We start from the raw sequence: 12,299 nt of genomic DNA on the forward strand, positions 1-12,299 counted from the left end.
TTTCAAGAGATTGAGATTCTTCATTGATATTGAATTTGCGAGAGGCAATAACTCGGGCTAACATTTGCCAAGCTAACAGAGAAAAAATGGCGGGAAAAAGCATTTGCAAAGCAGCCGCAGGTTGACGCTGCTTGAAACCAATCAGACTCCAATACAAACTTATAAATGCGTGAATATCTTTAAGATCTGGCAGAACTTTATTGTATTTATCATGAACTAATGGGTAGATTCTATTTTTGATTGAGATATTCTTTGCTAGGCGCTGTTGCAGCGAAAATTTGAGATGACTTGCCTCTGGCCATAAGGTACGATAAGCAAGAGCCTGATTTACAAAAACAGCATCGCCATACTGAGCAATTTTTACCCAAGAATCTATATCGTCATAATTAATCTCAAATTCTGTATCCCAACCACCTGATTTGAGAAAAGCTTCTTTTTTAAAGGCAACTTGTACGGGAGTGCCAAAGGGAAGTTGTTCCAATAGCATCCCATAATGAATATCCTCTTGGGGAACGTAAAATACTGGCACTCTACCAACTGCTTGAGTGGAAGAAACTTCTGTGCCATTTTCATCTACCTGAATAGCTTGACAGGAAGAAATAACCGCTTGAGGATACTGAGAGATCGCCTGGATCATCTCCTCAATACAGTTGGGTGCGAGATAATCATCATCATCAAGTGGCTTAATCCAATCGCCTTGCCCCACAGCAACTCCAGCATTCATCGTGGCACAATGTCCGCTGTTAACTGAATTGCGATAATATACCACGCGATCGCCTAAACTGCGAATATATGCTTCTGTACCATCTGTAGAGCCATCATCTGCCACAACTACCTCACAGGGGTAGGTTTGGGCTAGCGCTGATTCAACGGCTTGCTGCAAGAGGGGTAAGCGGTTGTAAGTCGTGATGACAATACTAAATTTTGGCATGATGATCGGGAGTTCCGTAATTTGTTTGCTAGTAGTTGCAGCCTCTTAACTAATAAGATATGGCAAATTGACTCAGACTAGTGTAAAGTTTCTGTGAATATTCTAAATAGTTTACCACTCTTACATCAAGATTATGTTAATTATTTACAATAATTGACAATTAAAATGTCTTATGTTAATGCTAGATTAGAAAGCTAAACTATCTAAATCATGGTTGACTTTACGGTAGCAATACCAACATACAATGGAGCCAATCGCCTACCCGAGCTTCTAGAACGACTGGGGGCGCAGATTCATACAGAAAATTTCTCCTGGGAAATTATAATTGTTGATAATAACAGTACGGATCGAACCGCTCAAGTAGTGAGGGACTATCAAGGAAATTGGCATTGCAAGTCTCCACTATTATACTGTTTTGAGGCAGAACAAGGTGCGGCATTTGCCAGAGCCAGAGGAGTGCGAGAAGCCAGTGGCGAGTTGGTGGGCTTCCTTGACGATGATACAATTCCTGAATACAATTGGGTAGCTTCTGCATATAAGTTCGGTCAAGAGCATCCAGCAGTTGGTGCTTATGGCAGTCAGATTCACGGTGAGTTTGAGGTTGAGCCACCAGAGAATTTTGACAAAATTAAGCTATTTTTGGCGATTATTGAACGGGGTGCTACAGCATATCAGTATGAACCGCGTAAACGAGTCCTACCACCATCAGCAGGATTAGTTGTTCGCAGACAAGCTTGGCTAGAAAGTGTCCCTAGCCGACTGTATCTTCAGGGGAGAACCCCCCATTCAATGTTAGGAGGTGAAGATATCGAAGCGATGGCATATATACAGCTTGCGGGTTGGGAAATTTGGTATAACCCAGAGATGGAAGTAAACCATAAGATTCCTAAAGAAAGGTTACAGAGAGATTATTTATTAGCTTTAGCCAGAGGAATTGGGTTGAGCCGACATCCGATTCGGATGGTACGGACAATGGTTTGGTTACGGGGATGGATAATTCCGATTTATCTGGTGAATGATTTGCGAAAAGTTATCGTTCATTTTATCAAATATAGATCGGTAATGGCAAGGGATATTGGAGCGGCTTGTGAAATGGAATATTATTGGGGAACATTACTGAGTCCATTTTATTTGTGGATCGAGCCAGGAAGTGATATAGCATTAGCATACTCCTTGAACCCTAAAAGTATTACAGATGACCAAAGCTAAAGAAGTCTAACTGGATGGATCATCAGAGCTGCATGAGCATGATTATTTTCAAAAAAAGATACGCCAAATATGGTAGGTATGTAAATGACAGAACCACAAGTTACGTTAGTGATAGTACCACGAGAACGTTTCAGTTACACTGAGCAATCGCTAGAAAGTCTTTATGAGAATACACAGATTCCCTTTAAGTTAATTTATGTAGATGGTAATTCACCGAAGGGAATAAAACGCTATCTAGAAAAAAAAGCTAAAGAAAAGGAATTTCGCCTAATTCGTACCGAACATTTCCTTTTTCCCAATCAGGCACGTAACCTAGCTTTACCTGAAGTCGATACTAAATATGTGGTCTTTTTTGATAACGACGTATTATTTACACCAGGTTGGCTGAAACACCTTTTAGAATGTGCAGAAGACACAAGTGCTTGGTTAGTCGCCCCCCTTTATTGTGAAGGAAAACTGGAAGACAAAATCATCCACATGGCAGGGGGATTAGCTCATTTTCGAGATAGAAATGGGAAACGGCGCTTTTTTGAACAACACCGTTTGGCTAAAAAATCAGTAGATGAAGTAAAATCCGAACTGCGAAGAGAACCCGTTGAATTAGTAGAGTTTCATTGTACATTGGCGCGTACCGAAATATTGGCACAGATAGGGGGATTAGATGAGAAATTTTTGAGTACTGGCGAACACTGGGATTTATGTTTAGCGGTGCGAGAGAAGGGAGGAGAGATTTACTTTAAACCGAATGCAGTTGTGAGTTATGTTGCCCCACCCCCATTTGCCTTATCAGATTTACCTTATTTCTTTATGCGTTGGAGTGAAGATTGGAATTTACAGAGTCTAAATCACTTCCGAGAAAAATGGAATTTGGCAGAAGATGATCCTTGTCTGCAAGGTCATTATATCTGGCTAAATCGCCATCGTCAGCGAGTGATTCGCGAGTGGATTCGTCAATTTTTGCCAATCAAGCGGGATTTGGGAGTTCTTTACTGTGCTAATGTCAAGCAAAGACTAAACTATGTCAATAGTAGCAGTCATTTAATTATTAAAATGGCGGAGGAATTAGGTTTTCCTAGTTTAGCTATTGAATTAGCACAGGTGTTTGAAGAAGTTACCTCAGCTAATATTAGTTCAGACTTGCGTAGCAATCGCAGTTACTCATTTCAGCTTCCACCTAAATCATATCAGAAGCGTCCGTTAGTTGCCTTACGGGATCGCCTATTTCGGGGAAGACGTTTTTTAGGTTCTACCTTACGAAGTTTAAAGTCTAATTTCTAATGTTTTACATCAACAACGATGAGCAAAATTGACTTTACAGTAGCCATTCCCACCTATAACGGGGCAAATCGCTTACCCAAGCTTCTAGATAAACTGCGAAGCCAGATTAATACCGAACACCTGGCTTGGCAAATACTAGTTGTGGATAATAACAGTACGGATAATACAGCAAAAATTATTCAAGATGATCAAGCCAATTGGAAAAATGCCATCCTCTTAAAATATACTTTTGAACCACAACAGGGTGCAGCATTTGCTAGGGTAAGAGCGATTCAGGAAGCCGATAGTGAATTAGTGGGTTTCTTAGATGATGATATTATCCCTAATTCTGATTGGGTAACTGCTGCTTATAATTTTGCCAAAGAACATCCTCAAGCAGGAGCATGGGGAGGGCAAATTCACGGGGAGTTTGAAGTGCCTCCACCAGAAAACTTTAAACGAATTCAATCATTTTTAGCTATTAGAGAAAGGGGAAATCAAGCTCATTTATACGATCCAGAAAATCTCCTGCTTCCACCATCTGCAGCTTGGGTTGTCCGGAGAAAAGCTTGGTTGGATAGTGTTACTAACCCTCCAACTTTAGCTGGAAGAGTGAATGGTTCTATGTTAGGAGGAGAAGATTTTGAGTTATTGATGTATATGCACAAAGTTGGCTGGGAAATTTGGTATAACCCTGTCATGCACTCTTATCATCAAATACCAGCCAAGCGACTAGAAAGAGATTATTTGATGGCTTTAAGTCGGGGGTGTGGTTTGTGTATTTGTCATTTGCGGATGATTAATGCCAATCCTGGACAAATTCCGATTATTTTTGCCAAAATTATGTTAGGTGGTTTAAAGAGATATCTAGGCCATCTACTTAAGTATCGGGGGCAAGTTAAAACTGATTTGGTGGCGGCTTGCGAGAAGGAATTTTATTGGGCAAGCTTTGTTAGTCCTTTTTATTTCTTGAGCAACAGCATTAAAACAAGAGTTGTTAATGGTGAAATAGTCTAGCTGTTAAATCACGGAAATATCGTGTTGAATTAACTCAAAAAGATTAGAGAAAGGCAGTCTAATTTATGGCAATCTTCAAAAAAAATCTCAAGGTTTTATTGTATGGAGATATGCACGGCATGTATCGCTGTGAAAATCTGATTAAGGTGCTGTTAGATTCGGGATATTATGTTTCTCATGTTTATCCAGAGTTCTACCTGAGAGGCGGTGTGAAGCAAACTCCATTGACTAAGCTACTTAACAAAGTCGCCACCAAATTTCAGCTAATTGAGTTTTTTAGTAAAGCGATTCTAGCTGATGCCATCTATATCATGCCAATGAATGCTCGTTTAATTAAAAGAGCTATGTTAGCATCGAAATGGTTTGGCAATAAAATTATCTGGGAAATCTATGATGCCATGCACACTCATTTTGAAGGAGAGAAGAGGTTAAAGGAAACTAAACCACAAGATGTTGATAATGAGAGAATAGCGTTGTTGAATTCTAATTACATTATTCATATTTCTAAAATAGAAATTGAATACTGGGAAAAGATATTTGATCTAAGTATTGACAAAAATAAAATATATATCGCACCTATATTTAGCGAACCGAAGCTAAGGCATTCGCGAAAATTCATGGAGGATAGTATGCTCAAAATTTGCTGGTGGGGTTCGCTTTTACCCATCCATGGAATCGATAATATCCTCAAAGCAATACAGATTCTCAAGCAGAAAAATATACCATTTACCTGCGATTTGTTTGGAGCCACAGGCTCTGGCTATTCCCAGCGGTTTCAAGAATACCAAAACAAAATCACAGAAATGGGAATTGAACAAACAATTTCCCTCAGAAGCGATCTAAAATTTGCAGATGATTCTCTTCCGAAATATTTAGTTGAAAACTGTGATATCGCCTTGGGGATGTTCGGCGACAATCCCAGGGCACAGACTGCTGTTGGGAATAAAGTTGTTGAAGCTCTTTCAATGGGAATACCGACTCTAACTATGAAGTCATTAGCATTAGAAGAATTTTTTAATCCCGAATTAGATTTATGGACTTGCCAACCGTCACCTGAGTCAATCGCTGAGGCAATTATTGCTATTGTTAATGGTACAGGATATCCCGTAGATTGGGAAGAGACGCGCCAAAAAGTTTTGACAACATTTAGTATTGCCAAATATCGGGAGGTGTTAAATGAAGTATTAAGGAGAGTGGAAGAAGACTTGCAAAAAGGACAGTTTTAGGATATACCTATGAAAGAAACATTAACTCTAATTTATTCTCTTGAAGTTGGTGCATAAATTAATTCCCTCGCGGGTTTTGCAACGAGTAATTTTGTAAAATATGAGGTAATTCCATGAAAGCAGTAATTTTGGCTGGCGGCTATGGCAGCCGACTCAGTGAAGAAACCACGATTAAACCAAAACCGATGGTAGAAATCGGTAACAGACCGATTTTGTGGCACATTATGAAACTCTACTCAGCTTATGACATTAATGATTTTATCATTTGCTGCGGTTATAAAGGATATGTAATCAAAGAGTATTTTGCTAACTATTTTTTACACATGTCTGATGTGACTTTCGACATGAGATATAACCAAATGAATATTCATAAAGCAGCAGCAGAAGATTGGAGAGTTACCCTAGTCGATACGGGGGAAAAAACAATGACAGGCGGACGATTGAAGCGAGTGAGGGAGCATATTGGCAACGAAACTTTCTGTTTGACTTACGGCGATGGTGTGACTAATTTGAATATTAATGAGCTGATTAAGTTTCACCGCGAACAAAAAGCATTGGCAACTTTAACTGCTGTACAACCACCAGGAAGATATGGCGCACTCGCTTTTGATGAAAGTAAAACTAAAATCGCTCACTTTAGGGAAAAACCGGAAGGTGATGGTGCTTGGATTAATGGGGGTTACTTTGTGCTTGAACCTGATGTAATTGATTATATCGCAGGTGACTCTACTGTTTGGGAGGAAGAGCCATTAGATCAACTAGCCGAAAAGGGATATTTAGTTGCTTATAAGCATACAGGATTTTGGCAGAGTATGGATTCTCTACGAGATAAAAACTACCTGGAAGATATTTGGAAAAGTGACAATGTTCCTTGGAAAGTTTGGGAGTAGAGTGAAGCTTGATTAACAATTGCATTAGCAAAATTTGGCCAGGTGTAAATTTTAACTATAGACAGGCAAATGGATTATACCTTTTGGAATGGCAAAAAAGTTTTGATTACTGGGCATACCGGATTTAAAGGAAGTTGGCTATCCATCTGGTTGCAAAGTTTGGGTGCAATAACGATTGGATATGCCTTGTCAGCACCGACAGAACCCAGTCTGTTTGAACTGGCAAATGTTGAGAGGGGAATGGTTTCTCTCGTCGGAGATATTCGCGATTTGGAAAATCTCAAAGCGGTGATGGCACAACATCAGCCAGAGATTGTTTTTCACATGGCAGCTCAACCATTAGTCCGTTATTCCTATCGGCATCCGGTTGAAACTTACACAACAAATATCATCGGAACGGTGAACATTTTGGAAGCAGTTCGCCACACACCAAGCGTCCGAACAATTGTAACGATCACCAGCGACAAATGTTATCAAAATAAAGAATGGGTTTGGGGATATCGAGAAAGTGAAACATTGGGAGGTAGAGACCCCTATTCCAGCAGCAAAGCTTGTGCCGAAATAGTAATTTCTGCTTATCGAGATTCTTATTTCTCTGCGGCTGATTATAATCGCCACAGGGTAGCATTAGCAAGTGCCAGAGCGGGTAATGTCATCGGTGGCGGTGACTGGGCAGTAGATCGGTTAATACCGGATATCATGCGATCGTTTATGATGGGGCGATCGGTCTTAATTCGCAACCCCCATGCTACTCGTCCTTGGCAACACGTCTTGCAACCTTTAAGCGGTTATCTTTGTGTCGCCGAGTATTTGTGGAAATATGGACTAAAATACGCTGAAGCTTGGAACTTTGGCCCCAATGAAGAGGATGCCAAACCTGTAGTTTGGATTGTAGAGCAGTTAACAAAATTATGGGGAAATGGAGCAACTTGGGAATTAGATGGAGGGCATCACCCCCACGAAGAGAATTATTTGAAACTTGATTGCTCAAAAGCGAAAAATAGATTAGGCTGGAAACCAGCATTATCGTTGGAGCAAACTCTCGAATGGATAGTAGATTTTTACCAAAGCTATCTAAATAAGCGGAATATTCGAGAGCTTGTGGAAGACCAAATTAACCGCTACCAAAGCTTAGAACAAAAAACAATTTTGTCTCGCTCCTTAATAACTCAACCACCTGCTTTATCAGCGAATTAAATTATGCAATTTACAGAAACTCAATTGAAAGGAGCTTTCTTAGTCGAGATCGAAAAAATATCCGATCAACGAGGCTTTTTTGCCCGAACATTTTGTGCAAAGGAATTTGAAGATCGAGGATTAAAATCAGTGGTTGCCCAAACGAGCATATCTTTTAACTCTAAAAAAGGTACAGTGCGGGGTTTACACTATCAAATTGCTCCGGCAACAGAAACAAAATTGATTCGCTGTACGAAAGGCGCTATTTATGACGTAATTGTAGATATACGTCCTGAATCTCCTACCTATTTATCTCATATTGCTGTGGAATTAACAGATGAAAACCACCGTGCTTTGTACCTGCCGGAAATGTTTGCCCATGGCTACCAAGTTTTGACAGATGGATCTGAAGTAATCTATCAAATAAGTGAGTTTTATAGCCCTGGATGCGGACGAGGTCTGCGTTATGACGATCCAGTTATTAATATAAATTGGCCGCTATCGGTGAGTGAAATTTCCTCAAAAGATGCAAGTTGGCCATTGTTGTAGTCGGTTCTTATAGGAGGAGAGAAATGATTATTGTCGATCGAGCATTGCAAGCCCGTGCAGAAGCAGGAAACCCCATCAAAGTAGCAATGATTGGTGCTGGAACTATGGGGCGAATAATTGCCAACCAAATTATCAATTCAGCGCCGGGAATGAAGCTGGTTGTTATCTTTAACCGACACTTGGATACAGCAAAGCAAGCTTATCATGAGGCGGGAGTTGAAGAGGTTAAAGTTGTTCATACCGTTGCCAATTTAGAAGAGGCGATCGCTCAAGGAAAATATGCCATAACCGACGATGCCATGTTGTTGTGCCAAGTAGAAAGCATCGATGTTTTAATTGAAGTCACTGGCACGATCGAATTTGCTGCCAAAGTAGTGATGGAAGCGATATCTTATCGCAAACATATCATCCTGATGAATGCGGAATTAGATAGTACGATCGGCCCGATTTTGAAAGTTTATGCCGATCGCGCTGGTGTTATTCTCACCGCCTGTGATGGCGATCAACCAGGGTTAGAAATGAATCTTTATCGATACGTTAAAAGTATCGGGTTAACCCCTCTTTTATGCGGAAATATCAAAGGACTACAAGACCCTTATCGTAACCCTACTACCCAGGAAGATTTCGCCAAACAGTGGGATCAAAAACCACAGATGGTGACAAGTTTTGCTGATGGTACTAACATGTCTTTTGAGCAAGCGATCGTTGCCAACGGCACCGGCATGAGAGTAGCAAAACGCGGAATGTTGGGTTATGAATACTCCGGTCATATTGATGAAATGACCAATATGTATGACATTGACCAGCTAAAAGAATGGGGTGGCATTGTAGACTACGTAGTGGGCGCAAAACCAAGACCTGGTGTCTTTATATTTGCTACCCACGATGACCCCAAACATCGTCATTTTTTGAATCTTTATAAATTAGGTGAAGGTCCTCTATACAGCTTCTACACCCCTTACCATCTCTGTCACTTTGAAATACCCATATCAGTAGCCAGAGTGGTATTGTTTCAAGATGTGATATTAGCCCCTTTGGGTGGTCCGATCGTAGATGTGGTGGCTACCGCTAAAACTAATCTAAAAACAGGAGAAACTTTAGACGGCATCGGCGGTTATATGGCTTACGGTCAATGCGAAAATTATGATATTGTAACATGGGAAAATCTATTGCCAATAGGTTTAATTGAGGGTTGTCGCCTCAAGCGAGATATTCCTCAAGACCAAGTATTAACTTACAATGATGTAGAATTGCCTTCAGATAGACTTTGCGATCGATTACGGGCAGAACAAAATAACTACTTTACTTCCGGAGAAAAAGTGTTAGTCAAATAACTAAAATATTGGCAAAAATATTCCTGAAAATTAAGGGCGAAGCTACCATGAAAAACTCTTGTTGCCGTTTCTGTAATAACCTAATTCAACACAATTTTGCTGATTTAGGAATGTTACCTATAACAAATGATTATTTAAGTCAAGACGAACTTAATCAGTCCGAAAAATTTTATCCCATTCGTGTTAATGTTTGCGAAAAATGTTTTTTGGTACAACTAGAAGACATCGAATCACGAGAATATCTGTTTAGTGATGGTAACTATTCTTATTTTTCTTCTTATTCGGATAGTTGGCTAAAACACGTCAAAGCTTACAGTGATATGATCGTCGAAAAATTGGAGCTTAACCAAAATAGTCAAATTTTGGAAATTGCCAGTAATGATGGTTATCTGCTCCAGTATTTTCAGGAAAAACAAATTCCTGTTTTAGGAGTAGAACCGGCTGGTAATGTTGCCAAAGTAGCGGAAGAAAAAGGAATTCCTGTTATTGTCAAATTTTTTGGTGTAGAAACAGCAAAAGAAATAGTTGCTCAAGGAAAACAAGCCGATCTTGTGCTGGGAAATAATGTATTAGCTCATGTACCTGATTTAAATGATTTTGTAGCAGGAATGAAGTTTGTCTTAAAACCGTCGGGTATTTTGACAATGGAATTTCCCCATTTATTGCAGTTAATAAAACACAATCAATTTGATACAATTTACGACGAACATTTTTCTTATTTCTCTTTCTTGGCTGTAGAAAAAATATTTGCTACTCACGGATTAACCCTATTTGATGTGGAGGAAATCCCGACTCATGGAGGTTCTATCCGCATTTATGGCAAGCATAAAAATGTGACAAATCCTATTGTAAGCGATCGCATCAATCAGTTAAAACAAAAGGAAATTCTAGCCGGATTAGACAATATAGAAACTTACCTGAAATTTGGCGAAAAAGTTAAAGAAACAAAGCGAAAACTGTTGATTTTTCTGATCGAAGCTAAAGCAGCAGGAAAAGCGATTGCCGCCTACGGTGCAGCAGCTAAAGGCAATACTCTGCTCAATTACTGCGGTATTCGTACAGATTTTATCGATTACGTGGTAGATCGCAGTCCGCACAAGCAGGGATTGTTTCTACCAGGTAGCCATATCCCCATTTTATCCCCAGATAAAATCTTTGAAACTAAGCCAGATTACTTGTTAATTCTGCCATGGAATCTGAAAGATGAAGTGATGGAACAGATGGCAAAAATTCGTGAATGGGGAGGAAAGTTTGTAGTACCAATTCCAGAAGCACAAGTTTATCCTTAGTAAAAATGTGAGATCAACGAGCCAATTTTTCGGTTATTTATTTACAGCACTTTTCAGGTAAGTGAGGTACAGACAAATACAGATAAACCCGGTTTCGCCGAATAAACCTGGTTTCTCTGGTGTACTTTATAAACCTGCAATCTGCTGTATTAACAACCAACAACTAATAACAAACAACCAATAACCAATCACCGCTTCAGTGCCAGCGTCAATCCATCCGCAATCGGCACCAAACTCAGCGTTACCCTTTCATCTTGATGTAACTTATTATTAAACGCCCGAATCGCTCTAGTACTAATATCTTGAATTTGAGAATCAGCAACCCTTCCCCCCCAAAGGACATTATCAATGGCAATTAACCCGCCGGGACGAATTAACTGAAGCGCTCTTTCATAGTAACCTTGATAATTTTCTTTATCCGCATCAATGAAAGCAAAATCAAATGTCTCTGCTTCTCCCTCTGCCAATAACTTATCTAATGTTTCCAGCGCAGGTGCTAATCGCAAATCCACCTTATCAGAAACCCCAGCCAAATTCCAGTAGCGACGAGCAACAGCCGTATATTCCTCACTCACATCACAAGCGATAACTTTCCCATCCCCAGGTAATGCCAAAGCCACAGCCAGGGAACTATAACCCGTAAACACCCCAATTTCTAAAGTTTTCTTCGCCCCAATTAACTGAATCAATAGTGCCATAAACTGACCTTGTTCAGGCGCAATCTGCATCATCGCAGCAGGAAGACGAGCAGTTTCTGCTCGCAACTGTTGGAGAATAGCTGGTTCGCGCAAAGAAATGGATAATAAGTAATTGTAGAGTGGATTATCTAAGCCAATAGTGTGTTTCATCGGTAATTGGAAAAATAAAAGATCATCAATACATCTTTGGAGACTACCATGTATCGATCTGTAAGAGCTATAATAACTTTAGTGTTAACAGTAATTTTCGCGATCGCCCTCACCGCTTGCGGTACTGCCAAACCCACCCTAGGAGTCGCCCCCAGCAAATACCTAATCGAAAAAGCCCTCGCAGAGCAAGTCAGTCAAACCCAACAGCAGCTAGCGCAACAATTGCAATCCCCACCCCCAGAATTTGCCATTACTCAAATAGCCCTTCAGCAACTCCAACCCCTATATCTTGGCGATTTACCCACCTACCGGATTCAGGGTAGTTACCACTTAACCATAAAATCACCAAAACAACCCCTAACTGAAACCGAAAATAGCTTCAATATCTACCTTCAGCGGCAAAAAGAAGGAAAAACCTGGCGTATTGCCCTACCTCAATACATCAGCAACGATATCCAAAGCAACTGGCGCACCTATCTCCTGCACTGAAGGGGGAGTGGGTTTTTTGGAGTAGGGAGTAGGGGAAGAGAGTTTTGAGTTTTGAGTTTTGAGTTTTGAGTTTAAACTCCCCCT

12 protein-coding genes are annotated in these 12,299 nt (G+C 40.2%); 10 read left to right on the plus strand and 2 right to left on the minus strand.

The annotated features are described in order from the left end of the window. A partial coding sequence (locus tag NJ959_RS17280) for a glycosyltransferase family 2 protein (protein ID WP_254012984.1) occupies positions 1-931 on the minus strand: 931 nt, incomplete at its 3' end. Between the two features lie 210 nt (positions 932-1,141). Between NJ959_RS17280 and hpsE (NJ959_RS17285) the strand changes: the two genes are divergently transcribed. The 9 genes from hpsE (NJ959_RS17285) to NJ959_RS17325 all read left to right on the plus strand — a co-directional run bounded on the left by hpsE (NJ959_RS17285) (position 1,142) and on the right by NJ959_RS17325 (position 10,878). After that, positions 1,142-2,140, plus strand: a complete 999-nt coding sequence (gene hpsE / locus NJ959_RS17285) for a hormogonium polysaccharide biosynthesis glycosyltransferase HpsE (protein WP_256529352.1) — start codon at positions 1,142-1,144, stop codon at positions 2,138-2,140. 84 nt (positions 2,141-2,224) lie between these two features. Further along, entirely contained in the window at positions 2,225-3,418 is a 1,194-nt protein-coding gene (locus NJ959_RS17290; RefSeq protein WP_254012985.1) for a glycosyltransferase family 2 protein, read from the plus strand. Between the two features lie 18 nt (positions 3,419-3,436). Next, on the plus strand, positions 3,437-4,414 hold the full coding sequence (gene hpsE, locus NJ959_RS17295) for a hormogonium polysaccharide biosynthesis glycosyltransferase HpsE (protein WP_254012986.1): 978 nt from the start codon (positions 3,437-3,439) through the stop codon (positions 4,412-4,414). Positions 4,415-4,479: 65 nt separating this feature from the next. Continuing rightward, the gene (locus NJ959_RS17300) at positions 4,480-5,640 is read left to right on the plus strand and encodes a glycosyltransferase (protein ID WP_254012987.1); all 1,161 of its coding nucleotides are present in this window, start codon (positions 4,480-4,482) and stop codon (positions 5,638-5,640) included. Positions 5,641-5,753: 113 nt separating this feature from the next. Beyond that, complete coding sequence (rfbF, locus tag NJ959_RS17305) at positions 5,754-6,530, plus strand: glucose-1-phosphate cytidylyltransferase (protein ID WP_254012988.1); 777 nt, start codon at positions 5,754-5,756, stop codon at positions 6,528-6,530. Positions 6,531-6,599: 69 nt separating this feature from the next. Further along, a complete protein-coding gene (rfbG, locus tag NJ959_RS17310) occupies positions 6,600-7,727 on the plus strand; it encodes a CDP-glucose 4,6-dehydratase (protein ID WP_254012989.1) in 1,128 nt (375 codons plus the stop codon). Between the two features lie 3 nt (positions 7,728-7,730). Then, positions 7,731-8,255 (plus strand): dTDP-4-dehydrorhamnose 3,5-epimerase, encoded by a 525-nt coding sequence (gene rfbC, locus NJ959_RS17315; RefSeq protein ID WP_254012990.1) that lies wholly within the window; start codon positions 7,731-7,733, stop codon positions 8,253-8,255. A 23-nt stretch (positions 8,256-8,278) separates the two neighbouring features. Beyond that, complete coding sequence (locus tag NJ959_RS17320) at positions 8,279-9,589, plus strand: NAD(P)H-dependent oxidoreductase (RefSeq protein ID WP_254012991.1); 1,311 nt, start codon at positions 8,279-8,281, stop codon at positions 9,587-9,589. Between the two features lie 47 nt (positions 9,590-9,636). Continuing rightward, positions 9,637-10,878 (plus strand): class I SAM-dependent methyltransferase, encoded by a 1,242-nt coding sequence (locus NJ959_RS17325; protein ID WP_254012992.1) that lies wholly within the window; start codon positions 9,637-9,639, stop codon positions 10,876-10,878. Positions 10,879-11,066: 188 nt separating this feature from the next. Here NJ959_RS17325 and NJ959_RS17330 read toward each other — a convergent pair whose 3' ends face one another. Then, positions 11,067-11,726 carry a class I SAM-dependent methyltransferase gene (locus NJ959_RS17330; RefSeq protein WP_254012993.1) on the minus strand — a complete coding sequence of 220 codons (660 nt, stop codon included), beginning with the start codon at positions 11,724-11,726 and terminating at the stop codon, positions 11,067-11,069. 81 nt (positions 11,727-11,807) lie between these two features. Here NJ959_RS17330 and NJ959_RS17335 point away from each other — a divergent pair, with 81 nt between their 5' ends. Next, a complete protein-coding gene (locus NJ959_RS17335; protein WP_254012994.1) occupies positions 11,808-12,215 on the plus strand; it encodes a hypothetical protein in 408 nt (135 codons plus the stop codon). Positions 12,216-12,299 lie beyond the last annotated feature (84 nt).

The organism is Limnofasciculus baicalensis BBK-W-15 (assembly GCF_024178385.1).
GTDB classification, from domain to species: domain Bacteria; phylum Cyanobacteriota; class Cyanobacteriia; order Cyanobacteriales; family Coleofasciculaceae; genus Limnofasciculus; species Limnofasciculus baicalensis.